Genomic DNA, 26,895 nt, shown 5'->3' with positions numbered 1-26,895 from the left:
GGTAAAACGAGCGGCACAGCAGATCGGCGGCGACGGCGGGCGGGGTCTCGGTGATCGCCTGGCTCGGCTACGACGCCCCGGGATTCGACACCAGCGCGATGGGTGCGGGGCACGCCGAGGTCGGCGCCCCGGCCTTGGACAGAGTCGTCGACGGCCTGAACACCGCACACGATCCTGGACCGAGCCACACCACCGTGATCGGGCACAGCTACGGCAGCGTGGTGGTGGGCGAGGCGGCCAGCCGAGGCGACGGCCTGGCCGTGCACGACACCGTGACGGCCGGCAGCCCCGGCATGTCGGTGGGCACCGCCGAAGAACTCCAACTCGATCTCCGACACGTCTGGGCGGGTGGCGCGGCGAACGATCCGATGACCGGCAGGACGGGCAGCATTCCGGGGGTCCACGACAACGAACCGACCGACCAGGATTTCGGCGCCAACCGCTATCAGGTGGACACGTCTGGGCACAGCGGCTACTGGACGCCGGGCAGTGAGAACCTGAAGAACCAGGGCCGGATCGTGCTCGGCCTCTACGACCAGGTGACTCTCGATCATGGGCAGTCGCCGCGATGAGGGTACGCGCCGCAGTTGTGGCGGTCTCCGCCGTGCTGGCGGTCCTCGCCGGCTGCTCGGGTCCCGACGACAGGAAGGATCCGACGGTGCAGAGCCAGTCGAGAGCGGACGCTGAGGCGGCGACCCGCGCGCACCTCGGTGCTGCCACGGAGGCGATCGGCGAGGGCACCTCGGATCCGGCGCCGTCGGTCGGACCGGCACCCTGCGACGGGTACCGCGACGACGCCGTCTTCCACGTCTCCGGGTTCAGTCACGTGACGCTCCCCGTCGAGCGCCATACCGTGGTGCTGGAACGGCTCCGCGACGAGTGGACCGCGAAGGGGTACGAACTCAAGAATTTCCGGGTCCTGCCCGGGGGCGCCGGTGCCGAGTTGGATCTCGTCAACCCCGCCGACGGCTTCCAGTTCTCCTGGACGACCTCCGGTGACCGGGTCTGGATCGCCCTCATCGTGCTGTCCCCCTGCGTCCGCTCACCGGACGGGAAGTACCCGGGCTAGTCGACGCGGACCCGTTCGATCGACATGCCGTGGCCGGGACGTTCCTCGGCGCGGACAACTGGTCGGGAGGTCGCCGATGGGTTCACCTGGACCACCGAGGCAGGCCGTCGGATGGTTCCGCCGGACGATGTGCCTGCTCACCCTGCACACCGAACCGGAGATGCCACACCTGACGCCGGTCGACCCAACCAACCCGTGCCGTCGACAGCCGCGCTGCGACTGCGGCCGGCGGCGGCTGCCCGCCCGGACGCTGCACGAGTACGGCGAGGCCGGCGACGGGGACCGACTCTGTGAGCAGGTCAAGGTCTGCGGTCGGTGCGGGCACGAGCAGCGCTGGCTCACGCACACAACGGACGCGCGCAGCGTCCATCTGGGAGACGTCCCGGAGCATCGGCGCAAGGGCTACGACGTCTACGACTGCCGCTACGTCGCCCTCTGCCTCGTCTGCGGCGACATCGCGCACCTCGACGAGAGGCACGACTGGCACGAGGACTGGTGGGGCCGGGAGTGCCGGTCCTGCGGCCTGAAGTTCTACGACGACGACTGACCGCCGGGGAGACACCACACCGGCACCGCAGCCGACGAAGCAGCGGACGACTTGGCGCGCAAGGCCGTCGCCGCCGGTACCGGCTATTCGGCGGCGCTCGCCATCACCGTACTGGTGATGCTCACCGCGCTGCCGCGTCGGCGCCGGGCCGCGCCCCGGCACTGACCCCGGCAGGCGGGACAGCCTCACACCAGGTAGTAGGTGAGGAAGGCGAACGGGGCGGCCAGGAAGCAGATCAGGAAACCGAGCCGGGCGTACCGGGCGGGACGGCCGACGATCATCCGGGGCTTGCCCCAGACGCTGAGCGCGAGATAGCCGAGGAAGAAGACCATCGTCGGCAGCCCGGCGCAGCTCCACGAGAAGACCCCGACGGTGCCGGCGTCCAGGCCCTTCGTGCCCTTCACCTCGGCGACGGTGAGCACGATCCAGATGAGCCCGGTGAGCAGCCCGGCGCAGATCAGGTAGACCGTCGTCGCCCGCGCCAGCGGTGACATCGACGGGAAGAGCGGCGCCTGCTGGGCCATCGTCTCGGTCTGCACGATCAGCACGTCGGCGCCGTCCGCCGACTGCCGGGCCAGTTCCAACTCGCGCAGCGGATTGACCGGCTGGGCCGGCGGCATCCCCGGGCCCGCGCCGGAGACCGGGCCGACGCCGGACGGCGACACGTCCGGGGGCAGTCGCGGGCCGGGCACCGGGCCGGCCGCCGGGGTCGCCGGCAGCGCGCGCCGCGCCGGACCGGCCGGCAGCTCCGGGTACGCCGCACCGGCCGCCGGATCCCCCGGACCCGGCTCGCCGCCCGGGGCGGAACTGCCGGAACCGCTCGGCCGATAGGTGTGGGCCGGCGGGGACGCCTGCTCGGGCGGGTCGAGGTGGTCCGGTCCGGCATACTGGGCCGGCACGGTGGGCTGGCCGGGTGAGCCGGGTGGCGGATAGTAGCCGGCTCCCGGGGGCGGCGGGCCGGGCATCGGCGGGGCGGGCATCGGCGGGGCGGTCGGGACGGACCTGCCGATCATCTGGCCGAGCGCGGTCAACCGCTGCTGCTGCACCGCCAGCCGCTGGTCGAGCCGGTCGGCGGCGGCACCGGTCGTCCCGCGCGCCTCGGCGAGCTGGGCGGCGGTCCGCTCGCCGCTGCGGCGCAGTTCGTGCAGGTGCCGGGCCAGGGCCGCGTACTCGGCGAAGCTCGCCACCTCAGCTCCCCTCCTCGTCGTCGTGCTCGTGACCGGCCCGCACGAACGGCACGATCAGGCGTACCCGCTGGTCGTGCCGGTCGACCAGCAGCGCCCGGTTCGCCCTCGGGGTGTAGGCCAGGTCGTGCAGCCCGAGATACATGCCCAGCTCCGGGCCGGGCACGTTCAGCGCGACCAGGCAGGCGACGTCGTCCCGGTTGCTCGACCCGCCGATGTCGTCGGAGAGCCGGCGCAGCCCGCGCCACCAGCCGAGCAGGTGCACCCCGTACGCCGGGCCCTGCCGGAGCACCGCCTGGAGGTCGTCCAGCCCGGACCGGTAGTTCTCGTCCCGGACGCCGAGGATGCCGCTGGCACCGTCCATGCCGTACCCGACCAGGAAGGTCCGGGCGGCCGGCGGCCCGTCGGCCGGCTGGGCGGCGAGCTTGCGCAGCTCCTCGCGGAGTCCGGCGGCGTCGAGCCGGTCGACGGGGTGCCCGGCGCCGGTCAGCGCGGCGATCGTCTCCTCGGCGACCTCGTCGGCGACCGCGACCAGCGGCGCGACCAGGAACCGGGCGCCGCCCGGAGCGTGCTGCCGGGCCAGGCTGACCGTGGCGGCGTGCAGCACGCTCGCCCCGACCGGCGAGGTGCCGACCACCGCCAGGTGCCGGCCCGGGGTGGCGTCCAGCGGGAAGAGCGCCGAGGTGAGGTCCACGTCGACGGTACGGCCGACCAGCGCCAACGGCCGCCGTCCGCCCGGGACCAGTCCCCGGTACGTCGGATCGTCCTCGACGTGCGCCGACTCGTATCCCCGGAAGACCGCCGGTGGCCGCGAGCCCGGCTTGCGGGCCTGCCACAGCTCGTGCCGCAACCGGGCCACCTCGGCGGCGCTGGCGTGCGCGTCCGGGAACTGGACGACGGTGTTGGCGGCGGTCAACCCGGCGGACGGGTTGACGATCGCCGAACCGATCGGCAGCGCCCCGGCGGCGTCGTTGAGCGCCTCCAGCACTCCCCCGCCGCCGGGCAGGGCCACCCGGAGCGGGAACTGCCCGAAGATCGAGTCCGTCTTTCCGTAGAGCGCCTCGATCCCGCTCATGCTCTGGCTGGCCAGCACCAGGTGGATGCCGTACGAGCGACCCTTGCGGGCCAACTCCTCCAGCAGCGAGACCGCCTCCCTCGCCACCGCGTCGTTGCCGGCGAAGAGCACGTGGAACTCGTCGATCACCGCCACGATCCTCGGTACCGGCCGGCCGTCCCGGGGCAGGTCGGCCAGTTTGGTCACGCCGTGCCGCTTCAGCGCCGAGGCCCGCCGGTTCAACTCGCGGCGCAGCTCGCGGAGCACGGCGACGCCGTACTCCCGGTCGGACTCGATGCCGACCGCCCGGGCGTGCGGGATCCACGACGGGTCACGGCCGGTCGGCACGAACTCGGTGAAGCTGACGCCCTCCTTGAAGTCGAGCAGATAGAGCGACAGCTCGTCCGGGGAATAGCGGGCGGCGAGTCCATAGAGGACGTCGAGCAGGAAGACGGTCTTGCCGGCGCCGGTCCGGCCGCCGACGAGCCAGTGCGGGGTCTGGTCGTCGAAGGCGCAGATCACCGGCTCCCGGCCGGAGCGGCCGACCACCGCGCGCAGCCCGTTGCCGGACGACTCGGCCCAGGGGCGGGCCGGCAGCAGGTCGGTGAACTCGAAACTCGACTCGCGCCGGTAGACCTCGCCGAGCCGGTCGGCCAGCACCGCGACCGCGCCGGCCGGCGGTTCGCCGTCGAGGCGTACCGGGGCGGCGAGTCCGGTGCCGTCCGAACTGAACGGGTGGCCGGGCGGATCGCCGATCCAGGCGTACCCCTGCGGGTCGAGGCGGACGTGCGTGGTGCCGCCCAGCGGCGGCGGGGCGGCCCCGATCGTCCGGGACGGATATCCGGCCGCGATCACGCAGATCCCGGCGGTCGGTCCGGCGTGGGTGAGCGCGGCGAGCCGACCGATTTCCCGGCCTTCCGGCAGCGAGGCGGCGACCAGGAGCAGCAGTTCCGGCGTGCCGGTGGTGGCCTGCTGGGCGGCCCGGGCGTGCCGTTCGGCCGCGTCGAGCACGGCGGTGATCTCCGCCTCGGTGGTGGCCGGCGGCGGCATCGCCCCGGCCTCGACCAGCACCCGCAGCGGCAGGAAGGTGGCGCCGAGCGCGGCGCTGTCCAGGGCGGACACCCGGACCGAGCCCGCCGGCGCGGCGGCGAGCAGCCGGACCACCAGGGTACGCAACAGCGCCGCGACCCGGCCGTCCCGGGCGTCGGCGTCGATCGCCAGGTGGGTGCCGCCACTCAACGGCACGACGGCCGGAAAACTACCGTCCACGGTGTCCGCCACGCCGAGCCGCACCGGCAGCGGGCCGGCGAAGAACCGGGCCGGCTCGGGTTCGCCGCTGACCGCCTCGCCGACCCGGCGCAGCCGGGCCACGATGTCGGCGGTCTCGCCGGAGTCGCGCGGCGGCTGGAGCTGGGCCAACCCGTGCCGGGCCGCGTCCAGGTGCGCCCGGGCCTGCCGGTGGGCGGCCACCGCCCGCCCGAATGTGGCTGCGAGTCCCACACTGCCCCCAACCGTCGGGTACGCGTAGTCACCGGAACACTAACCGAAGCCGGCACGGGAACGAACCATGCTGGCCCCGAGCCGCGTCCCGTCCCTCGACGACCTGCGGATCCGACCCCGGCTCAGGTCAGCGCGGGGGTGGCGGTCAGAGCACGGACGCGCTCGTAGAGGGCCAGATAGGACCGGGCCATCACCTCGGGGGTGAACCGCCGGGCAGCCTCGGCCCGGCAGCGGCGCGGGTCGATCCGGTCCGCGCCCAGGACGAGCGCCGCCAACTCGTCCTCGTCCCCGGTCAGCAGGCCCGTCTCACCGTGCTGGATCAACTCCGGCAGGCAGCCCTCGGCCAGCCCGACGACCGGAGTGCCGAGGGCGAGGGACTCGACCACGGCCGTACCACCGGGTTCGGCCCAGCGCAGCGGGAAGAGCGTGGCCCGGGCGGTGGCGACCAGCTCGTCGCGCTGCCGGCCGGCCACCGTGCCGACCCAGCGCACCCGTACCCCGTCGACGTGCGGGGCGACCCGTTCCCGCCAGAACCGGACGTCGGGGTTGGCCGCCGCGACCGGATCGTCCGCGGCGGCGGCGAGGTCGGCCGGCTGCCGGTACGGCCCGACCGGACCGGCGAGAACCAGGTCGAACCCGGCCCGGTGGGCCAGCCGGGCGGCCAGGTCCTGGCCCTTGCCCGGATTGATCCGGCCGAGCACCACGACGTGCCCGCCCTTGTCGGCGGGGCTGCGCCGGTCCGCACCGGTCGCCAGCGGGGTGGCCAGGTGGACGTACCCGACCGAGTGGTCGCGCAGCGCCTGCGGAGCCCGGGCGAGCTGCGAGGCGGAGACGCCGTTGACGCGCACCCGGTCAGCGCCGTCGAAGTTGCCGTACAGCTCGGGGTGCTTGGCCAGGTCCCAGTGCAGGGTGTGCAGCACCGGTGGGGCGTCCCGGCCGAGCGCGGCCAGGGTGGCCAGGCCGGCCGCCTCCACGTGGTCGTGCACCAGGTCGATGTCGTCGCGTTCCCGCAGGGTGCGTACCACCGCGTGCAGGTGACTCTGCACCACCCCGCACGCCTGGTTGTACGGCCGTTGCAGGCTGCCGAACTGGCCGTCGGCGAAGACCGCGAGCCGCTCGTCCACCGGCAGTTCACTGCTGCCGACCGTGGCCAGCACCACCCGTACGCCGAGCCGGCGCAGTTCGGGTACGAGGGTGGCGATCACGTTCTCGATCCCGCCGTACCCGTTCGGCGGCACCGGCAGCCAGGGGCCGGCGTTGACCAGTACGGTGAGGCTCACGCGCCGTTCACCGCCCCGGCCACGGCCGGCGCCAGCCGGCGGGCCCGACCACGGGCGATCCGCGTCCGCCGGGACAGGCTCGCCAGTGGTGGCCGTTCGGCGACCGTCACGTCGGTGACGACGATCTCCCGGTCCAGGTTGGGAAGTGCGTGGTCACCGCCGCGCCGGAACTGGGTGAGCGCGGCGGCCGGTGGCACCGGCTCGGCGACCAGTCCGCGCCGGTGCAGCCGGGACCAGACGGTGTAGAGGATCTGTGCCGACATCCGGCCCAGCGCCTCGGTGTCCTGGTGCCGGTGGTGGCGCTCGCCGAGGTCGACCTGTGCCAGTGCGTCCAGGCCGACCAGGTCCAGCAGGTCGATCAGCATGGCGATCTCGACGCCGTACCCGGAGACGAACGGGAGCTGTTCGAGAATCTCCCGGCGGCCGGCGTACTCCCCGGCGAGCGGCTGGACGAAGCCGGCCAGTTCTGGCCAGAACATGCTGATCAGGGGGCGGGCCATCAGTTCGGTCACCCGGCCACCACCGTCGGGTTCGACGGTGCCGACGCCGACCAGCGGACGGTGGTAGAAGCCCTTGACGAACGCGACGCTCGGGTCGGCGAGCAGCGGCCCGACCAGCCCGGTGACGAACCGGGGCGAGAAGCGGCGCAGGTCGGCGTCGACGAAGACGACGACGTCACCGCTGGCGGCGGCCAGCCCGGCCCAGAGAGCGTCGCCCTTGCCGTCGAGCCGGGGCAGTCCCCGGGTCATCTCGTCCTGGCTCACCACCCGGGCCCCGGCGGCGGAGGCCACCGCCGCCGTCGCGTCGGTGGAGCGGGAGTCCACCACGATCAGTTCGTCGATGACCGGGGCCTTCTCGACCAGGTGCCGCCGCAGCGTGCCCACGATCGTGCCGACGGTGGCCTCCTCGTTGCGGGCCGGAAGCACCACGCTGATCCGCTGCGCACCCTTGATCTTCAGCAGCCGGCGTGCCGTCCACTTCGCCGAGTTCCCGGTACGGTACGTGGTCCACGCCTCCACGACGGGTGGAACGGTCCCTGCTGAGTGCCGCACGGGCACACCCCCCAATGTCACGATCCGGAGCACCGGGCCGAACAGTTTCCCGGGGCCGCTCGGGCAAACCCGAGATCGGCTAACAGCTTGATCTCCAAATGGCGGCGTCCCGAGGCGGGTCGGTGAACGCTTCGTTTCGGCTGCCGCTTCGAGGTTTCCCGCTGGCCGGGGCCGGAGAAGGCGAAGATCTGGTGTGACCGGGGAGTGGGAGGTCGAGGATGCGGGTCTGCCGGGTGGGGCTGATCGGTGCGGGCGGTGTGGCGCAGCGGCACGCGCGGGTGCTCTCGGGTTTCGACGACGTACGGATCGTCGGGGTCACCGACGTGCTGCCGGAGGTGGCCGCGCGGCTGGCCGAGTCGACCGGGGCGCGGCTCTTTCCGGACGTGAACACACTGCTCGCGGCGGAACTGGACGCGGCCTACGTCTGCGTGCCGCCCTTCGCGCACGGTGCGGCCGAGGAGGCGGTGCTGGCCGCCGGGCTGGCCCTCTTCGTGGAGAAGCCGCTCGCCCTGGACCGGGAGACCGCGCTGCGGATCAACCGGCTCGTCGACGAGCGGGGCGCCGTGACGGCGGTCGGCCACCACTGGCGCTACCTGAGCGTGGTCGACGAGGCCCGGCGGATCCTCGCCGACCGGCCCGTCCGGCTGGTCGCCGGCAGCTGGCTGGACAAGGTACCCCCGGTCGCCTGGTGGCCCCGGCGGGACCGGTCCGGCGGGCCGGTGGTGGAGCAGGCCACCCACGTGCTCGACCTGGCCCGGCATCTCGTCGGCGAGGTGACGGAGGTCTGGGCCGCCGGCAACGGCACGCCCCCGGAGGTGGCCGACGCGGACGTCGACGGCGCGACCGTCGCCGCACTGCGGTTCGCGACCGGCGCGGTGGGCACGCTCGGCACCACCTGCGCGCTGGGCTGGAAGCACCGGGCCGGCCTGGAGGTGTACGCCGACGGCCTGGCACTCTCGGTCGGTGAGGACGGCCTGCTGGTGCGGGACGGCGACGGCGAGAGCCGGATCGCCGGCGACCCGGAGCAGGGTCGGCGGGACGTCGACCGGGCCTTCGTCGACGCGGTCCGCGGAATCGGCGCGGACATCCGGGTTCCCTACCCGGAAGCGCTCCGGACCCATCTGCTCGCGCTGGCGGTCGCCGAGTCGGCCGCGACCGGAGCGCCGGTCCGGGTACCGCCGCTGGAGCCGGCGAATGTCTGAGCGGGACCGGAACCTGGTGGTCACCGGTCCGCACGAGGTGGCGTTCCGCCACGAGGAGCCGGAGCCGCTGACCGACGGCACGTTCCGGGTCGAGACCCTGTTCAGCGGGGTCTCCGCCGGCACCGAGCTGAGTTACGTCAAGGGCACCAACCCCTACCTGTCGGCCGCCTGGGACGGCACCCTCGGGCTCTTCGTCGAGGGGGCGCCGGCGACGCCGTACCCGGTGACCCGGCTCGGTTACATGGAGGTCGGCCGGGTGACCCGCAGCCGTACCCCGGCGGTCGCCGAGGGCGCGGTGGTGGCGATGACGTACGGGCACCGGACGGCGTACCGGGGCGACCCGCGCCTCGACCGGGTGGTGCCGATGCCGGCCGATCTGGATCCGCTGCTCGGGATCTACGTGGCGCACATGGGGCCGATCTGCGCCAACGGGCTGCTGCATGCCGCCGCCGACCTGTACGGCAGCGGGGTGCGGGACCTCGGCGACGGGGTACGGGGGCGCCGGGTGGCGGTGACCGGGGCGGGGGTGGTGGCGCTGTTGACGGCGCTCTTCGCCCGGCGGGCCGGTGCCGCCTCGGTGGTGGTACTCGATCCCACCCCGCAGCGACGGGCGGTGGCCGAGGCGCTCGGCCTGGAGACGTTGGACCCGACCGCCGACGATCCGGCCGTGGTACTGAAGACGCGCTGGCGACACGCGGTCGACGACCGGGGCGCCGACGTGGTCTTCCAGTGCCGGGGTCAGGCGTCGGCGCTGCATCTGGCGCTGCGGCTGCTCCGCCCGCAGGGCACCGTCGTCGACCTCGCCTTCTATCAGGGTGGTGCCGAGCTGGTGCGGCTCGGCGAGGAGTTCCACCACAACGGGCTGTCGCTGCGTTGCGCGCAGATCGGCCGGGTACCGCGCGGGCTGGCCCCCACCTGGGACCGCGACCGCCTGTCGGCGGAGACGATCGCCCTGCTCCGCGACTACGGCGATCTGGTACGCGAACACCTGGTCTCGGCGGTCGTGCCGTTCGACGGGGCGCCCACGTTGCTGACGGAACTGGCCGCCGGTCGCCGGCACGAGACGCAGGCGGTCCTCGCCGCCTGAGCGGGGCAGCCGAGGCGGCCGGTGAGCGCGCGGTCAGGTCGGGCACGGGGTCAGGTCGGAGTCGAGGGTCAAGGTCGGGTCAGGGGTCCGGCCGGTGTCGGCCGGCAGGGTCTGCTGGGCGTCCTGTCGGGCTGGGCGCACGAACGGGGCACCGGCGCTGGCCGGCGCGAGCTGGCCGACGGGGCCCGGTGGGCGCACCGGCGGGGGCAGCTCGACAGGCTCCGAACCAGACACTCGACCGGGGACCGGCCGCCCTATCCCGCGATTCGAAAGACCACTCGGTCGTCGGGACCGGCGTCCGGCCGGTCACCACAGCAGCGCCACGAGCATCAGCGCGGGTACAGGTGCTCCAGCACCGGCAGCCAGGCAGCACGAGCACGGTGCGCGCCCGGGGGATCTGTCGTCATGCGCAGGGTCACCACGTCGGGATCATGACTCCGCGTCTCATGATTCGGACGGTATTTTCCAGATACTGGGCGGCGACCTAGGCTCGGACCGTCGGCCGGACGGCCGGTCGGTCAGGGGGTGGAGCGAGATGACGCGGGCCCGGAACGTCTACACCCACGGGCACCACGAGTCCGTGCTGCGGTCACACCGCTGGCGTACCGCCGACAACTCGGCCGGCCATCTGCTTGCGCACCTCACCCCGGGGATGGCCCTACTCGACGTCGGCTGCGGACCGGGCACGATCACCGTCGACCTGGCCGCCCTGGTGGCGCCCGGCCGGGTCACCGCCGTGGAGATCACCGACGACGCACTGCAACTCGCCCGGACCGAGGCACAGACACGCGGGCGGAGCAACATCGACTTCACCGTCGCCGACGTGCACGCGCTCGACCTCCCGGACGACGCCTTCGACGTCGTGCACGCCCACCAGGTGCTCCAGCACGTCGCCGACCCGGTGCAGGCGCTGCGCGAGATGGGCCGGGTCTGCCGGCCCGGCGGCATCGTCGCCGCCCGGGACAGCGACTACGCGGGGTTCACCTGGTATCCCCGACTGCCCGAACTGGACGAGTGGCTCGCCCTGTACCAGCGGGCCGCCCGGGCCAACGGCGGCGAGCCGGACGCCGGCCGGCGCCTCCTGTCCTGGGCCCACGCCGCCGGGTTCACCGAGGTGACGGCGACGGCGGGCACCTGGTGCTTCGGCAGCCCGAAGGACCGGCAGTGGTGGGGCGGGATGTGGGCGGAGCGGATCCGACGGTCGGACCTGGCCCGGCAACTGGTGACGGCGGGGATGGCCACGGAGGACGACCTGGACCGGATCTCGCGGGGCTGGCTACGGTGGGCCGCCGACGCGGACGGGTGGTTCGTCGTGCTGCACGGTGAAATCGTGTGTCGACGCTGACCGGCGGCAGGTCGGCGGTGAGAGCAGCAGTCCGGCACACACCAGCCTCGGCATGGTCTGCGGGGCCGCGGTGCGGCCTGGACGGGGCGGTGCCCCGCCCAGGCAGGGGTCGGCCGGCTCAGCGGGCCGGGACCGCCAACGGCTGCGCGGAGGACGCCACCGGAGCCGGGAGCTGGCTGTCTCCGCCCAGGTAGCGGTGGATCGCGGCGGCGGCGGCCCGGCCCTCGGCGATCGCCCAGACGATCAGCGAGGCACCCCGGTGCATGTCACCGGCGACGAAGACGCCCGGCGTACCGGCCTGCCACTCGGGATCGGCGTCGATCGCGCCGCGCCGGTTGCGTACCACGCCGAGCTGGTCGAGCAGCGGCTGCTCCTCGGTGCCCTCGAAACCGATCGCCAACAGCACCAGGTCGGCCGGCAACTCCCGCTCGGTGCCGGGCAGCACGGTCAGGAACCGCTGGCCGTCCCGCTTCGTGACGGTCACCTCGGCGATCCGGACCGCGCGTACCTGGCCGGTGCCGTCGTCGACGAACTCCTGCACCGCGACCGCGAAGACCCGCTCGCCGCCCTCCTCGTGCGCCGGGTACTCGCGCAGCACCCACGGCCAGGTCGGCCACGGGTCGCGGGCCTCGTCGCGCTCGTGCGGCGGGCGCGGATAGAGGTCGAGCTGGTGTACGCCGGCCGCGCCCTGCCGGTGCGCCACGCCCAGGCAGTCGGCGGCGGTGTCCCCACCACCGATGATCACCACGTGCCTGCCGGCGGCGTCGATCGGGGTCGACGACTCCCGCCCGTTCACCACCCGGTTGGCGGCGACGAGATGCTCCATCGCCTGGTGCACGCCGCGCAGCGCCCGGCCCGGGGTCGCCGGGGTGTCCCGACCGGCGAGCGCCCCGCAGGCCAGCAGCACGGCGTCGTGCTCGGCCCGGAGCTGCTCGGCGGTGACGTCGACGCCGACGTTCACCCCGGTGCGGAACTGGACGCCCTCGGCGCTGAGCTGGGCCAGCCGTCGGTCGATGTGCTCCTTCTCCAGCTTGAAGTCCGGGATGCCGTACCGGAGCAGCCCGCCGATCGCGTCGTCCCGCTCGTACACCGTCACCGCGTGCCCGGCCCGGACGAGCTGCTGGGCGGCGGCGAGTCCGGCCGGGCCGGAGCCGACCACCGCGACGGAGCGGCCGGTCGGCGCCGGCACCTCCTGCGGGGCCACCAGGTCAAGGTCGAAGGCCCGGTTGACGATCTCGACCTCGACCTGCTTGATGGTGACCGGCGCCCCACCGTTGATCCCGAGTACGCAGGCCGCCTCGCACGGCGCCGGGCAGAGCCGCCCGGTGAACTCCGGGAAGTTGTTGGTGGCGTGCAGCGACTCGATCGCGGTCGCCCAGTTGCCGGTCCGGACCAGGTCGTTCCAGTCCGGGATGCGGTTGCCCAGCGGGCAGCCGTCGTGGCAGAACGGGATGCCGCAGTCCATGCACCGGGTGGCCTGGTCGCGGATCAGACCCTCGTCGGCGCTCGGGTACACCTCGCGCCAGTCGGAGATCCGCACCGGTACCGGGCGGCGGGCCGGGAGCTTCCGGTCGTGCTTGAGGAATCCACTCGGGTCAGGCACGAGCCACCTCCTGGGACGGGCGCGAACCGGGGGCGACCGGCCGGGCCGGGGACGCGGGCGGAGTCGGTGCCGGCGGCGACGGTGTGGCGGTAGCGGGCTGTGCCGGTACGCCCGGCGTCGCGAGCCCGCCCATCACCGCCTCGTCCACGTCCCGGCCCTCGGCCCGGGCCACCCGCATGATCTCCATGACCCGCTTGTAGTCCCGGGGCACCACCGCGGTGAACTCCCGCACCGCCTCCGGCCAGCGCTTGAGCAGCCCCTCCGCCACCGACGAGTCGGTCTCGGCGAAGTGCCGCTGCACCAGGTCGTAGAGGGTGACCCGCTCGTCGTCGGTGAGCGGGGCCAGGTCGACCAGCTCGGGATTGACCCGGCGCCGGTCCATCTGCCAGACGAAGGCCGTACCGCCGGACATGCCGGCGGCGAAGTTCCGCCCGGTCTGGCCCAGCACCACCACGACGCCGCCGGTCATGTACTCGCAGCCGTGGTCACCGACCCCCTCGACCACGGCCACCGCGCCGGAGTTGCGCACCGCGAACCGCTCGCCGACCCGGCCGCGCAGGAACAGCTCCCCGCCGGTGGCGCCGTACAGGATGGTGTTGCCGGCGATGATCTGGTCCTCGGCCCGGCCGTTCGGCCCGGGTGGCGCGTCGAGGCCGCTCGCGAACGGTGCCGCCGGATCGGGGCGGATCACGATCCGCCCGCCGGAGAGTCCCTTGCCGACGTAGTCGTTGGCGTCGCCGGCCAGCCGCAGCGTCACGCCGCTGGGCAGGAAGGCGCCGAACGACTGGCCGGCGGTGCCGGTGAGGTCGAACTCGACGGTGTCGGCGGGCAGCCCGGCCCCGCCGAACCGCCGGGTGACCGCGCCGCCGAGCATGGCGCCGACGCTGCGGTGCTCGTTGCGTACCGCCACCTCGGCCCGGACCGGGGTGCCGTCGCGCAGCGCCGGCTCGGCCAGGGCGACCAGTTCGTTGTCCAGCGACCGGTCCAGCCCGTGGTCCTGGGCGCGTACGCCGCGCCGGGCCGCCCCGGCCGGCAGCTCGGGCACGTGCAGCACCGGCCGCAGGTCGAGCCCGTGCGCCTTCCAGTGGTCGAGCGCGGGGGCGAAGTCGAGCAGCTCGGTGGCGCCGATCGCCTCCTCCAGCGACCGGAAGCCCAGCTCGGCGAGGTAGCCCCGGACCTCCTCGGCGAGGAAGAGGAAGAAGTTCTCCACGAACTCGGGGCGGCCGGTGTAACGCTCCCGCAGCACCGGGTTCTGGGTGGCGATGCCGACCGGGCAGGTGTCCAGGTGGCAGACCCGCATCATGACGCAGCCGGCGACGATCAGCGGGGCGGTGGCGAAGCCGTACTCCTCGGCGCCGAGCAGCGCCGCGACGATGATGTCCCGGCCGGTCTTGAGCTGGCCGTCGACCTGCACGGTGACCCGGTCGCGGAGCCGGTTGAGCAGCAGCGTCTGCTGCGCCTCGGCCAGGCCCAGCTCCCACGGGGTGCCGGCGTGCTTGAGCGAGTTGAGCGGGGAGGCGCCGGTGCCGCCGTCGTGCCCGGAGATCAGGATGACGTCGGCCTTGAGCTTGGCCACCCCGGCCGCGACGGTGCCGACCCCGACCTCGCTGACCAGCTTGACGTGCACCCGGGCGGCCGGGTTCACGCTCTTCAGGTCGTGTACGAGCTGGGCCAGGTCCTCGATGGAGTAGATGTCGTGGTGCGGCGGCGGGGAGATCAGCCCGACGCCGGGGGTGGCGTGCCGGGTGCGGGCGATCCACGGCCAGACCTTGTTGCCGGGGAGCTGCCCGCCCTCGCCCGGCTTGGCGCCCTGGGCCATCTTGATCTGGATGTCGTCGGCGTTGACCAGATATTCACTGGTCACCCCGAACCGGCCGCTGGCGACCTGCTTGACGGCCGAGCGCCGGGCCGGGTCGTAGAGCCGTTCGACGTCCTCGCCGCCCTCGCCGGTGTTGGACTTGCCGCCGAGGGAGTTCATCGCGACCGCGAGGGTCTCGTGCGCCTCGGCCGAGATCGACCCGTACGACATGGCGCCGGTGGCGAAGCGCTTGACGATCTCGCTGGCCGGCTCGACCTCGTCGATCGGCACCGGCTCGCGTACCCCGGTGCGGAGCCGGAACAGCCCGCGCAGCGAACCGGCCTGTTCGGCCAGCCCGTCGACCTTCGCGGTGTACTCCCGGAAGACGTCGTACTGCCGGCTGCGGGTGGCGTGCTGGAGCAGGAAGACCGTCTCGGGGTTGAACAGGTGCAGCTCGCCCTCGCGGCGCCACTGGTATTCGCCGCCGACCTCCAGCGGCCGGTGGGCGCGCTGGCCGGCGTTCTCGGCGTACGCCCGGGCGTGCCGGGCGGCGACCTCGGCGTGGATCTCCGGCAGCCCGATGCCGCCGATCTTGCCCGGCGTGCCGGCGAAGTAGCGCTGCACGAGTCGGTTGTCCAGGCCGACCGCCTCGAAGACCTGGGCACCGCAGTACGACGAGACCGTCGAGATGCCCATCTTCGACATGATCTTGAGTACGCCCTTGCCGAGCGCCTTGACGTAGTTGCGGATCGCCTTCGCCGGCTCGACACCGGTCAGCGCACCCGTGTTGATCAGGTCCTCGACCGACTCGAAGGCCAGATAGGGGTTGACCGCCGCCGCGCCGTACCCGATCAGCAGCGCCGTGTGGTGCACCTCCCGGCAGTCGCCGGACTCCACGATCAGTGCGGCCTGGGTGCGGGTCTGCTCCCGCACCAGGTGCTGGTGCACGGCGGCGGTGAGCAGCAGCGACGGGATCGGCGCCAGGTCGGCGGTGGAGTCCCGGTCGGAGAGGACCAGGATGCGTACCCCGTCCTCGATCGCCTCCGAGACGTGCCGGCAGATCTCGGTCAGCCGGGCCTTCAACCCGGCCGCGCCGTCCCGGATTCGGTAGAGCCCGGAGACCCGGACCGCCTTGAAGCCGGGCAGGTCGCCGTCCTCGTCGATGGAGAGGATCTTGGCCAGCTCGTCGTTGTCGATCACCGGGTAGGGAAGCACCACCTGGCGACAGCTCGCCGGGTTCGGGTCCAGCAGGTTCCCCTCCGGCCCGATGGTCGCCTGGAGGCTGGTCACCAGCTCCTCCCGGATGGCGTCCAGCGGCGGGTTGGTCACCTGGGCGAAGAGCTGGTGGAAGTAGTCGTAGAGCAGCCTGGGCCGGGTCGACAGCGGCGAGATCGGGGTGTCGGTGCCCATCGAGCCGACCGGCTCGGCACCGGCCCGGGCCATCGGGCCGAGCAGGATCTTCAGCTCCTCCTCGGTGTAGCCGAAGGTCTGCTGCCGGCGGCGTACCGAGTGGTGGGTGTAGACGATGTGCTTGCGCGCCGGCAGGTCGGCCAGGTCGATCAGGCCGGCGTGCAGCCACTCGTCGTACGGGTGCTCGGCGGCCAGCTCGGACTTGATCTCGTCGTCCAGCACGATCCGGCCGGCGGCCGTGTCGACCAGGAACATCCGGCCCGGCTGGAGCCGCCCCTTGGCGACCACGGTCGCCGGGTCGAGGTCGAGCACCCCGGCCTCGCTGCCGAGCACCACCAGGCCGTCCGAGGTGAGCCACCACCGGCCCGGACGCAGTCCGTTGCGGTCGAGTACCGCGCCGACCAGCGCACCGTCGGTGAAGGCGACCGCCGCCGGACCGTCCCACGGCTCCATCAGGCTGGCGTGGAAGCGGTAGAAGGCCCGCTTCGCCGGGGTCATGTCGGGGTCGTTCTCCCAGGCCTCCGGGATCATCATCAGCACCGCGTGCGGCAGGCTCCGCCCGGTCAGGTGCAGCAGTTCCAGCACCTCGTCGAAGTTGGCCGAGTCGGAGGCGGCCGGGGTGCAGATCGGGAAGAGTCGCCGGATGTTCCCCGGGATGCTCGGGCTGCGCAGCAGCGCCTCCCGGGCCTGCATCCAGTTCTTGTTGCCCCGGATCGTGTTGATCTCGCCGTTGTGCGCGATGAACCGGTACGGGTGGGCCAGCGGCCAGGACGGGAAGGTGTTGGTGGAGAACCGGGAGTGCACCAGGGCGATCGCGCTGGCCACCCGGGGGTCGGTCAGGTCCGGGAAGAACTCCGGGAGCTGGTCCGGGGTGAGCATGCCCTTGTAGACCATGGTCCGGGCCGACAGCGACGGGAAGTAGGCGGGGATGCCGCGCTCGGCGGTCTCCCGCTCGGCCTGCTTGCGGACGCAGAACGCGACCCGGTCCAGGTCGATGCCGGTCAGCGGGGTGCCGGCCCGGCCGGCCGGCGAACCGGTCAGCCGCCGCGCGGCCAGGAAGACCTGCCGGATCACCGGCCGGGCCGCCAGCGCGGTCTCACCGAGGTCGTCCGGGCGGACCGGTACGTCCCGCCAGCCGAGGATCTCGGCCCCCTCGACCAGGGCGTACTTCTCCAGCACCGTGCGGGCGCGCGCCTCGTCGGCCGGGTCGGTGGGCAGGAAGACCAGGCCGGTGGCGTACTGCCCGGCCGGCGGGAGCGGGAAGTCGACGACCGCCCGGAGGAACTCGTCCGGCACCTGGAGCATGATCCCGGCGCCGTCGCCGGTGTTCTGCTCGGCGCCCCGGGCACCCCGGTGGTCGAGCCGGCACAGCGCGGCGAGGCCCTTGGCGACGACGTCGTGCGAGCGGCGCCCGTGCAGGTCGGCGACGAAGGCCACCCCGCAGGCGTCCCGCTCCGTGGCCGGGTCGTAGAGCCCCTGTGGCTCGGGTGCCCGGGCTGTCCGGCCGGGGTGCTCCGGGACGCGGGCGGGGCCGGTCGACGCGGAGTCGGCACCCGCCGACGAGGAGAGGTGCGGTTCCTGGGGGTACGGAAAGGCCACCGGGGCTCCTGTCGTCACTCACGTTCAATCATTAGGTCGGGACGACGTCGGCCCTGCTGGGTCTCTCGAGTCTACGTTAGGGTCCGGCGGGGTCCACCAGGGGCGAACCGATCACAGGCAGCGGAATTGATCACATGGCCCGGGCCCCGTACGTGTACGCTCCCCCGGTGGCATCTGTACGAGACGAGCCGTTTGACCGGTTGGAACGTTTTTACGATGCGGTGCCGCGTGACGGGGCACACACGGAGGATTTCGGCGGGCTGGTGCTCTTCGTCCGCGATGGTGCGGGATGGCCATTCTACGCCCGTCCCAGGCTGGATGCCACGGAGCCGCCGTCGGCCGCCGACGTGACCGCCGTCCGCCAGCGGCAGCGGGACCTCGGCCTGCCCGAGGCGTTCGAGTGGGTACACGAGAACCACCCGGACCTGCTCCCGGTGGCCCGGTCGGCGGGACTGGCGGTGCTCGAGGCACCGCTGATGGTGCTCGACCCGGCCGCCCTCCCCCCGCCCGAGGAGTTCACGGCGACGCCGGTGCGGATCCTCGACCCGGCGGCGCCGACGTTCGCCGCCGACGTGGCGGCCCGGCGGGCGGTCGCGGCGGTCGGCTTCGCCGCACCCGGCACCGAGGTCGGCGCGGCCGGCCCGGCGGCCCGGGACACCGCCCTGGTCGAACTGCCGGTGGACTCGCTGGACGAGGAGCGCACCCGGACGGCCGCCGGCCGCCGGATCTCCGCCCTGGTCGAGCTGCCCGGACAGGGCGCGGTGGCCAGCGGCATGGCGCTGCGGGTCGACGACGTCGCCGAGATCGCCGGCATCGCCACCCTGCCCACCGCCCGCCGCCGGGGCCTCGGCGCCGCGGTCACCGCCGCACTCGCCCGCCGGCTGCTCGACGACGGTACGAGCCTGGTCTTCCTCTCCGCCGGCAGCGAGGAGATCGCCCGGGTCTACCTGCGGGTCGGCTTCCGCCGGATCGGCACCGCCTGCATCGCCGAACCCGCCCGGCTGCGCTGAGCCCAGTTGCAAGGAAGGGCCCCTTCTTATCGCTTTTTGTATAAGAAGGGGCCCTTCCTTGCACCGCCGAGGGCGAGGACGCTCAAGACATCCTCAAGATCATTGCATCGCCGCACGTCAGGGATCATGATGACCGGCAGTGCTGTCCCCCCGACTCCTCCCCCTCGGAGTTCACATGCGAATAAGGAAACCGACGGTAGTCGTACTGTCTACATTGCTCGTGGCCAGCCTCGGCACCGTCACCGCCCCCTCGGCGGCCTTCGGCCAGCCGACCTCGGCGGTGCCGGGCACCACGGCCGCGGAGCCGAACCAGGTCACCGGACTCACCGTCACCCAGGCCGACGGGTACGCCACGGTCGCCTGGACGCCGGTCCCCGATGCCACCGACTACCAGATCGAGCGCACCCCGGTCGACGCCGCAGGCGCGGCCACCGGCCCGGCGGTGGTGGTCGGCGTCTGGCGGCCGAACCGTCAGATCAACAACGAGTCGCCGACCTTCGCCGACGCCGGCTTCGACCCCGGCCTGCGGTTCCAGTGGCGGGTACGGGCCCGGATCGGCACCGCCGAGCAGCCGTACTCGGCACCGGTCACCGGCAGCACGCAGGCGCCGTGGGGCAACCCGGCCGTTCCCGGCGAGAACCTGCGTACCCAGTGGGAGACCACCAAGGCCGCGCAGTACACCAGCGACGTCGACGAGTACGCCTACACCGCCGAGATCGACCGCCTCAGCGACCGGGTCCGGGTGGTGGAGATCGGCCGTACCGTGCTGAACCGGCCGATCAACATGCTGGTGATCGGCTACCCCGCACCGCCGGCCACCCCGGCGGCGGTCGCCGCGACCTCGCCGCTGGCGATCAACTGCAACGTGCACGGCAACGAGCCCGGCGACCGGGAAGCCTGCCTGGTGCTGGCCCGCAAGCTGGCCTTCGGCACCGACGCCAGGACGATCGACCTGCTCAAGCACACCACCGTGCTGATCGTGCCGACCATCAACGGCGACGGCCGGGCCGCCAACACCCGGGGCAACTCGACCGGGCAGGACCTCAACCGCGACTACTCGCTGATCCGCCAGCCGGAGACCGCGGCGTACGTGAAGATGGTCCGCGACTACCGGCCGGTGGCCGGCTACGACGGTCACGAGTACGGCAACTCGACCGCCGGTGACCTGCCGATGCTGCCGCCGCGACACCAGAACGTGGCCAAGCAGATCTTCGACGAGTCGATGGACATGATCGAGGGCCACATGTACGTCGAGGGCGCCAAGGACGGCTGGTGGGCCTGCCCGTACGGCTGCCAGGGCGGCAGCGGCGTGGGGCTGAGCGAGGAGACCATCCTGCGCAACACCCTCGGGCTGAAGAACACCGTCAACTCGCTGCTGGAGCTGCGCAGCTCCGGCGGGCAGACCCGGCCGGACGAGGGCAACTCGGCGAACAACCGGCGCCGCAAGACGTACTCGGCGCTCTGGACGTTCAGCCAGTTCCTCGACTACCACCGGGCCAACCTGCCGGCGATCCGGAAGGCCCGCACCGAGGCGATCGAGTTCCAGGCCTCCAACACCGGCCGGCTCGTCTTCCGGGGCTCCCGGCCGATCCCGCTGCACCCGGCGCCACACCCGGGTGAGGCGGGACCCCGGGACGACCTGCCGGTGCCGGAGATGATCCTCGACGACGCGCCGTGCGCGTACAAGCTCACCGAGGAGCAGTACAACGGGGCGCGTACCGACGGCCCGAACGGGGTCGGCGCCACGGTGGCGCAGCGGATCGCCGCGCACGGCTGGAAGGTCGTCAAGGGCAGCGACGGGTACTACGTGCCGCTGGCCCAGCCCGAGCGGGGCCTGATCCCGCTGCTGCTGGACGCCCAGGGCGCGGAGGAGTTGGTCGACGGCACCCGGGTCTACCCGACCCGTACCGGCCGGCACAACGGGCCGCTGACCATCTCCGGCTTCGCCTGCCTGTCGGACGCGACGGTGAACGGCCCGGTGACCGTCCGGCCCGGCGCCATCCTCGTCGCCACCGGCAGCACGATCAGCGGCCCGGTCAGCGCGGCCGGCGCCGCCGGCGTCTTCCTGGCGGACAGCACCGTCCGGGGCCCGGTCTCGGTCGCCGGCACCACCGGCGCCGTCTCGCTGGTCGACAACACGATCTCCGGCCCGGTCTCGCTCGCGGTGAACAACACCGACAGCGGCCCGGCCCTGGTCGCGGGCAACTCGGTGAACGGTCCGCTGAGCTGTGCGGTCAACAGCCCGGCACCGACCAACATCGAGGTGGCCAACTCGGTGCAGGGCCCGAAGGTGGGCCAGTGCGCCGCGCTGTGACCCAGCCGGCGCGCCGCTGAACCAGGCACCATCCGCCGTACCGGTGGGTCGGGCCGCGCAGGCCCGGTCCACCGGTACGGCACCCCCGTCAGTCGTGGAGGTTGTCGTGTCCGAGCCGTCCATCCCACCCTCCCCGGCCGGCGGTCCCGTCCGGCGGCGACCGGCCGGCCGTACCCGGATCGGCCGTACCCGGTTCCGGGCGGCGCTGGCGCTGGCCGCCACCGCGCTGCTCGCCGGCACGGCCGTCGGCTGCACCGACGACGGTCCGGACGACCGGGACGCGGCGGCGGCCGGCTCCGGGGTGAGCGGTCCGCTCTGCGCCGCGCTGCCCTCCGGCACCGACCCCGGCAACCCGGACGCGCTGGCCGACCAGCCCGGCGACGTGGCATTGCAGTGGATCCCGGTGCTGACCCGGTTCGAGGCGGCGGTCCGCGCCGCCGACCTCGCCGCCGAACTGCGCGCCCCGGGCGGGGTGACCATCCTGGCCCCGACCGACGACGCGTTCGGGAAGAAGTTCTCCGAGGAGAACCTCGACGACCTCATGATCCACCGCAGGGACGAGCTGCGGGACCTGGTCCGGGCCCACCTGGTGGCCGGCGCCCACCCGCTGGCCGACCTCGTCGCCGAGGGCACGGTGCGCACCCTCGACGGCAGCACGGTGCCGGTCAGCGCGGCCGGGCCGATGGCCCGGATCGGCGAGCAGGTGCAGAGCGTCTGTGCCGACTACCGGGTCGCGGGCGGCCGGATCCACATCGTCAACGGGGTACTCGGCAAGCTGCCGACCACCTTCGACCCGAACGCCGGCTCCGGGCACTGAACCGTCCGTCGACACCTCCCGTCGACACCTTCCGTCGACACCTTCCGTCGACCCGGGTCAGGGCGCCGGGCGCCGGTCTCGGCCCGCACCGCCGGCCAGCACGACGTCCAGCGGCGCCTCCCGGCCGTACCGGTGGGCCAGCGCGAAGCCGCCGCCGGCAGCTCCGCCGGTACCCGTGCCGGTGCCGCCGAGCTGGCGTACCGCGGCGTCCAACTGGGCGCGCAGGGCCCGCCTCGTCGCCTCGGCGTCGGCCCGCTCACAGGCCGGCACCGGCGCCCCGATCTCCTCCCGGATCCGGTCGGCCGCGCCGAGCAGCTCCGCCCCGCGTACCGGGTCACCGTCCAGCCGGGCCGCCTCGGCCAGCGCCTCCAGCACGCTGGCGGTACGCCACCGGTCACCGACCTGACGGTGCGCGGCCAGGCTCAGCCGCAGGTGCCGGGCGGCCCGACCGGTACGCCCCGCGCGCAGCTCGACCAGCCCGCGCAGGTTGTGCGCCCAGCCGACCCCCTCCGGGAAGCCGACGGTGGAGTACCGCTGCAGAGCCGCGTCCACCAGCGACGACGCCCGGTCGACGTCACCCCGGTACAGCGCCACCGCACCGAGGTTCATCAGCGCGCTCGCCGCCGCCAGCGGGTCACCCAGCCGCTCGTGCCGGCGCAGGCTCGCCCACAGCCGCGAGTCGGCCCGGTCCAGGTCACCGGCGAGCCAGGCGGTGAAGCCGCGCAGCTCGGTAATCTGCGCCTCGCCCCACTCGTCGGCGCAGTCGGCGAAGATGGCACCGGCGGTGGCCAGGTGACCGGCGGAGTCGGCGTACCTGGCCTGCTCCCGGGCCACCGAGCCGAGGATCTGCTCCACCCGCGCCTCGGCCCGGCGGTCACCGGTGACCCGGCAGGCGGCCCGGGCCAGCTCCGCGTGCCGGATCGCGGCCGGATAGTCGCAGGAGAGCATCGCCAGCATGGCCGCGCCGATCCCGGCCCGGCTCCTCAGCTCGGCCGGAGCGTCGGGATGCCGGGCCAGCGCCGCCGACAGCCAGCCGTGCCCCTCCCGGTAGTTCCCGGCCAGCCGGCAGTACACGGCGAGGGCGGCGGCCAGCCGCAGGTCACCGTGTGCCGGTCCACCCGCACCCGCCTCGGCCAGCCAGGTCATCGCGGACCGCAGGTTGGGCTCCTCGGCGCGCAACCGGGCCAGCCACCAGTCCTGGGCCGCGCCGCGCAGCCGGGCGTCGGCCCGCTGGGCCAGGTCCAGGCAGTAGCTCGCCAGCGCCTGCCGGGCGGCCACCTCGGCACCGGAGTCGAGCAGCCGGGCCAGCGCGTGCCGCCGGACCGGCTCCAGCATCCGGTAGCGGGTCCCGGCACTCTCGCCCGCACCGGCCACCCCGCCCCGGCTCTCCGGGCCGCACCGTTGCACCGGCTCGGCCGGCCCGGACCAGTCCACCGGCTCGGCCGGCCCGGACGAGTCCACCGGCTCGGCCGGCCCCGACCAGCCCACCGGCTCGACCGGCCCGGACCGTTGCCCCGGCTCGGCCGCGGCGCACGCGTGCGCCGGCGCCGGACCACCGGCGGGTAGCGGCTCCACCAGGGACGCCTCGACCAGCGTGGCGAGGGCGGCCGGCGCGGACGGGCCACCCAGCACCCGGGCCGCCTCGGCGTCGAACCCGCCCGCACAGATCGACAGCCAATCGAAGAGCCGGCAGGCGTCCGCATCCAGCACGGCCAGGCTCGACTCCACCGCGGCGGCGACACTCCGGTGCCGGTCCGGCGGCCTGGGGTCCGGACTGCGCAGCAGCCGTACGTCGGTCCGCAGCCGGGCGACGATCTCGTCGACCGTCAACATCGGGGTACGCGCCGCAGCCAGCTCGATCGCCAACGGCAGCCCGTCCAGGTCGGCACAGAGCCGGACGACCGCGTCGGCGCTGGCCTCCGGGACCGGCCGCCCGGTGACCTCCCGGGCCCGTTCGAGGAAGAGCCGGGTGGCCGGATGCGCGGCCAGCGCCGCGAGGCTGTGCCCGGTGCCCACCTCGGGTACGGCGAGCGCCGGCACCCGGATCCGCGACTCGGCGGGCAGCCGCAGCGCCACCCGGCTGGTCGCCAGCACCCGCAGTCCCGGGCAGCGGGACAGCAACCGCTGCACCAGCTCCGCGCAGCCGGTGACCAGGTGCTCGCAGTTGTCCAGCACGAGCAGCGCCCGGACCTGGTCCAGGTCGGCGGCGAGCGCCTCGACCATGTCCCGCCCCAGATCCGGTACGCCGAGCGCGGCGGCGACCGCCTGCGGTACCCGTACCGGGCTCTCCACCGGGGTCAGGTCGACGAACCAGACCGGCCGGTCGGTCCGGGCGGCCGCCACCGCGAGCGCCAGCCGGGTCTTGCCGGCCCCGCCCGTTCCGGTGAGCGTGACCAGGCGGTGCCGGTCCAGCCGCTCGGCGACGACCTCGAGCAGCTCGTCCCGGCCGACCAGGGCGGTGAGCGGGACCGGCAGCCGGGCGGCCGGACGCGGTCGGGACGCCGACGAGCCGGTGGCGACCTCCGGGGCAGGTGTCGGCGCCGGACCGGTCGCCCAGTCCTCGGGCAGTTCACCGCCGCGCACCGCCGCCGCGAGTACGCAGACCCGGCCGGCCGGCTCGACGCCCGCCTGGTCCCGGAAGACCTCCCGGGCCCGCTGGTGCACCTCGGCCGCGCCCCGGCGCCCCCGGTGCAGGTACCCGGCGACGAGCAGCAGTTCCCACAGCCGTGCCCGCAGCGGATGGGCCGCCACCGCCGAGGTCAGCTCGGCGACGGCCGCCCGGGCCACCCGCGCGGCGGTCGCCCCGGCGGCCACCGTCGCCCGGTCGGCGACCGGGCCACCGGCGGCGGTGTACGCCGCCACGGCCAGCCGCAGTACGCACGCCCAGCGGTCCTCGAAGGCGCCGATCCGGGCCTGCCGCAGCCGACCCAGCTCCGCCGCGCCCCAGCCGAACGGGCAGAGCCGGTACGCGTCCCGGTCGTCCACACCGGAGTCCGTTCCCGGCCCGGCAGACCGGTACGACCGGTCGTCCGCGGCCACCGGTCCGGAGACCACGGCCCGGCCCTCCTCGACCGGAACCGGATCGTCCGCGGCCACCGGTCCGGAGATCGCAGCCCGGCCCTCCTCGTCCGGGACCAGCGGCTCGGTCCAGACGGCCAGGGCGGCCCGGAACAGCCGGGCGGCGGCCCGCAGCTCACCGCCGGCCATCCGACGCCGCGCCTGATCGAGCAGCCGGCCGAACCGGCTCGCGTCGATCCGGTCGCAGGGTATCCGGAGCAGGTATCCGCCGGGTCGGACCTCCAGCGCGCCCGGTGACCCGCTGTCGGCCAGCGCGGTGGCCAGCAGGGTCGCCGCCCGGTCCAGGGGACGGGGACCGGTCCGGGACAGCGCGTCCCGACCGGCGAGTGCGGCCAGCAACTCGGCGTCCGGGACGGGCTCGTTGGGCCGCAGCGCCAGCAGCCTGAGGAGCGCACCGGCGCCGTCCGGCAGCGCGACCGGCCCCCGGGGCCCGATCAGGCGGACCGGTCCGAGCAGCCGTACCTCGCCCGGGGTGGCGTGCCGCCGCTGGGTACAAGTCTGTTGATCAGGCACGCTGTGCCGCAACTGGGAGCCCTCACCTTCGCTCCCGGGTAGTGTGCGCGACGCGGTGTCCTGCGGGGCATCCTCCCGATCGGTCGGTTAGCCGACGAACCGGAGGGTCCGGCGCGACCCGCTCGGGCAGCGGCCCCCTTCGATTCGGATATCGGCCGGTCGACCCGAGCCGGAGCCGGCAACCGAAGATCCGTCGGGGGTCGGCCGGCGGCCGACCCCCGGTCGATCACTCCGGTGGCCGCCACTGGGCCGCCACGCTCGCCGCGCTGCCCAACAACCGGGGTGTGATGGTGCCGAGGGCGGCGTCCCGGGCCCGCAGCGCCAGCCGCCCCCGGGCCTGCAACACCGCCGACATCCGCCGGGTCTGCCGGACCACGGTCACGGTCCGGGGACGGCGCAGCCGGCTGTACGACTCGACCGCCTCGCGCAGCGGTGCACCCGGGATCGCCTCCCGGAGTACCGAACGCAGTGTCGCGGCGTCCTCCAGGGCGAGGCAGGCGCCCTGCCCCAGGTGGTGCGGCATGGCGTGCGCGGAATCGCCGATCAGCACCACTCCGCCGGTGCCGGCCGGGAAGCCGTACGCGCGGGGCAGCGGGCGCAGCTCGCGTACCTCCTGCTGGACCAGGTCCTCCGGCTCCGTGGCGGCGAGCAGCTCACCGATCGGCGCCGGCCAGTTCGCGAACCAACGGCGGAGCAGGGCGAGTTGGGTGGCCGGCGGCTCGGGCCGGGACGCGCCGGCCGCCGTCGCCACCCAGTAGATCCCGCCCCGGGTGGAGCCGCCGGAGTCGCCACGGTCGCCCAGCGAGGCCGCGACGAACCGGTAACCGGCACCGAGCGTCTCGCCGTCCACCGGCCGGTCGGCCGGAAGCTGAGGCGCCCGGTACCAGGGGATGACGGCCCGCCACGCCGCGCAGCCGGAGCTGACCACTGTGGCCTCCGGCGCCAACCGGCGGCGGACCGCGCTGTCGATGCCGTCGGCGGCGACGACCAGGTCGGCCTCGTAGCTGGCGCGCCCGTCGCCGACCACCGGCCGGTCGCCGTCGCCGGCCCGGACGGTCCGGACCTCGACGCCGGTGCGGATCTCCACCCGGTCGCCGAGGCCGGCGACGAGCGCGTCGTGCAGGTCCTCCCGGTGTACGACGACCGGCGCGCGTTCACCGAGCCCGGGGCGGGGCTGCACCAGCCAGTGCCCGTCGGGGCGCCGAACCCCGACGTCGGGCAGCGGCGTCGCGATCGCGGCCAGCCCCTCGCCGAGGCCGAGGGCGCGCAGCGCGCGTACCCCGTTGGGCCAGAGCACCAGTGCGGTGCGCTCGGCGCGTACCCGGTCGTCCCGCTCCAGCAGGGTCACCTGCCACCCGGAGCGGGCCAGTGCACCGGCGGTCGCCAGCCCGCCTATTCCGGCGCCCACCACCACGGCCGTACGCATCGGGCCG

Annotated in this window: 17 protein-coding genes; 9 read left to right on the top strand and 8 right to left on the bottom strand. The window is 74.1% G+C overall.

Annotated elements, in window-relative coordinates:
• Nucleotides 1-50 precede the first annotated feature (50 nt).
• The 3 genes from V1634_RS11295 (at nucleotide 51) to V1634_RS11285 (ending at nucleotide 1,616) form a co-directional block, all read left to right on the top strand.
• Nucleotides 51-572 carry an alpha/beta hydrolase gene (locus V1634_RS11295; RefSeq protein WP_331207713.1) on the top strand — a complete coding sequence of 174 codons (522 nt, stop codon included), beginning with the start codon at nucleotides 51-53 and terminating at the stop codon, nucleotides 570-572.
• Nucleotides 569-1,069, top strand: coding sequence for a hypothetical protein (locus V1634_RS11290; protein WP_331207712.1), 501 nt, complete (start codon nucleotides 569-571; stop codon nucleotides 1,067-1,069). Before V1634_RS11295 ends, V1634_RS11290 begins: the two co-directional genes overlap by 4 nt.
• Before the next feature lie 76 nt (nucleotides 1,070-1,145).
• Complete coding sequence (locus tag V1634_RS11285; RefSeq protein ID WP_331207711.1) at nucleotides 1,146-1,616, top strand: hypothetical protein; 471 nt, start codon at nucleotides 1,146-1,148, stop codon at nucleotides 1,614-1,616.
• Nucleotides 1,617-1,801: 185 nt separating this feature from the next.
• Here V1634_RS11285 and V1634_RS11280 read toward each other — a convergent pair whose 3' ends face one another.
• From V1634_RS11280 to V1634_RS11265, 4 genes are all read right to left on the bottom strand, one after another.
• On the bottom strand, nucleotides 1,802-2,803 hold the full coding sequence (locus V1634_RS11280) for a hypothetical protein (RefSeq protein ID WP_331207710.1): 1,002 nt from the start codon (nucleotides 2,801-2,803) through the stop codon (nucleotides 1,802-1,804).
• A gap of 1 nt (nucleotide 2,804) precedes the next feature.
• On the bottom strand, nucleotides 2,805-5,324 hold the full coding sequence (locus V1634_RS11275) for an FtsK/SpoIIIE domain-containing protein (RefSeq protein ID WP_407951755.1): 2,520 nt from the start codon (nucleotides 5,322-5,324) through the stop codon (nucleotides 2,805-2,807).
• Between the two features lie 152 nt (nucleotides 5,325-5,476).
• Complete coding sequence (locus tag V1634_RS11270; RefSeq protein WP_331207708.1) at nucleotides 5,477-6,634, bottom strand: glycosyltransferase; 1,158 nt, start codon at nucleotides 6,632-6,634, stop codon at nucleotides 5,477-5,479.
• A complete protein-coding gene (locus tag V1634_RS11265) occupies nucleotides 6,631-7,686 on the bottom strand; it encodes a glucosyl-3-phosphoglycerate synthase (RefSeq protein WP_407951754.1) in 1,056 nt (351 codons plus the stop codon). The genes V1634_RS11270 and V1634_RS11265 overlap by 4 nt, the downstream gene beginning before the upstream one ends.
• A 218-nt stretch (nucleotides 7,687-7,904) precedes the next feature.
• Between V1634_RS11265 and V1634_RS11260 the strand changes: the two genes are divergently transcribed.
• The 3 genes from V1634_RS11260 to V1634_RS11250 all read left to right on the top strand — a co-directional run bounded on the left by V1634_RS11260 (nucleotide 7,905) and on the right by V1634_RS11250 (nucleotide 11,320).
• Nucleotides 7,905-8,888 (top strand): Gfo/Idh/MocA family protein, encoded by a 984-nt coding sequence (locus tag V1634_RS11260; protein WP_331207707.1) that lies wholly within the window; start codon nucleotides 7,905-7,907, stop codon nucleotides 8,886-8,888.
• Entirely contained in the window at nucleotides 8,881-9,975 is a 1,095-nt protein-coding gene (locus V1634_RS11255) for a zinc-dependent alcohol dehydrogenase (RefSeq protein WP_331207706.1), read from the top strand. The genes V1634_RS11260 and V1634_RS11255 overlap by 8 nt, the downstream gene beginning before the upstream one ends.
• A gap of 535 nt (nucleotides 9,976-10,510) precedes the next feature.
• A complete protein-coding gene (locus V1634_RS11250) occupies nucleotides 10,511-11,320 on the top strand; it encodes a class I SAM-dependent methyltransferase (protein ID WP_331207705.1) in 810 nt (269 codons plus the stop codon).
• Nucleotides 11,321-11,438: 118 nt separating this feature from the next.
• On the opposite strand, the gene V1634_RS11245 is transcribed toward V1634_RS11250, so the two are convergent.
• Together V1634_RS11245 and gltB are read right to left on the bottom strand one after the other, a co-directional pair.
• Nucleotides 11,439-12,923: a glutamate synthase subunit beta gene (locus V1634_RS11245; protein WP_331207704.1), complete on the bottom strand. Its 1,485-nt coding sequence runs from the start codon at nucleotides 12,921-12,923 to the stop codon at nucleotides 11,439-11,441.
• A complete protein-coding gene (gene gltB / locus V1634_RS11240) occupies nucleotides 12,916-17,730 on the bottom strand; it encodes a glutamate synthase large subunit (protein WP_331207703.1) in 4,815 nt (1,604 codons plus the stop codon). Before gltB ends, V1634_RS11245 begins: the two co-directional genes overlap by 8 nt.
• Before the next feature lie 134 nt (nucleotides 17,731-17,864).
• Between gltB and V1634_RS11235 the strand changes: the two genes are divergently transcribed.
• The 3 genes from V1634_RS11235 to V1634_RS11225 all read left to right on the top strand — a co-directional run bounded on the left by V1634_RS11235 (nucleotide 17,865) and on the right by V1634_RS11225 (nucleotide 21,871).
• Nucleotides 17,865-18,740 (top strand): GNAT family N-acetyltransferase, encoded by an 876-nt coding sequence (locus tag V1634_RS11235; protein WP_331207702.1) that lies wholly within the window; start codon nucleotides 17,865-17,867, stop codon nucleotides 18,738-18,740.
• A gap of 175 nt (nucleotides 18,741-18,915) precedes the next feature.
• Complete coding sequence (locus tag V1634_RS11230) at nucleotides 18,916-21,054, top strand: M14 family zinc carboxypeptidase (protein ID WP_331207701.1); 2,139 nt, start codon at nucleotides 18,916-18,918, stop codon at nucleotides 21,052-21,054.
• A 106-nt stretch (nucleotides 21,055-21,160) separates the two neighbouring features.
• On the top strand, nucleotides 21,161-21,871 hold the full coding sequence (locus V1634_RS11225; protein ID WP_331207700.1) for a fasciclin domain-containing protein: 711 nt from the start codon (nucleotides 21,161-21,163) through the stop codon (nucleotides 21,869-21,871).
• A gap of 57 nt (nucleotides 21,872-21,928) precedes the next feature.
• On the opposite strand, the gene V1634_RS11220 is transcribed toward V1634_RS11225, so the two are convergent.
• Together V1634_RS11220 and V1634_RS11215 are read right to left on the bottom strand one after the other, a co-directional pair.
• Nucleotides 21,929-25,462 (bottom strand): BTAD domain-containing putative transcriptional regulator, encoded by a 3,534-nt coding sequence (locus V1634_RS11220; protein ID WP_331207699.1) that lies wholly within the window; start codon nucleotides 25,460-25,462, stop codon nucleotides 21,929-21,931.
• Nucleotides 25,463-25,688: 226 nt separating this feature from the next.
• Entirely contained in the window at nucleotides 25,689-26,888 is a 1,200-nt protein-coding gene (locus tag V1634_RS11215) for an FAD-dependent oxidoreductase (RefSeq protein WP_331207698.1), read from the bottom strand.
• Nucleotides 26,889-26,895: the final 7 nt, after the last annotated feature.

Origin of the sequence: Plantactinospora veratri (genome assembly GCF_036421995.1) — a bacterium.
Lineage (GTDB): Bacteria > Actinomycetota > Actinomycetes > Mycobacteriales > Micromonosporaceae > Plantactinospora > Plantactinospora veratri.
This window is presented reverse-complemented; position numbering and strand designations above follow the sequence as displayed.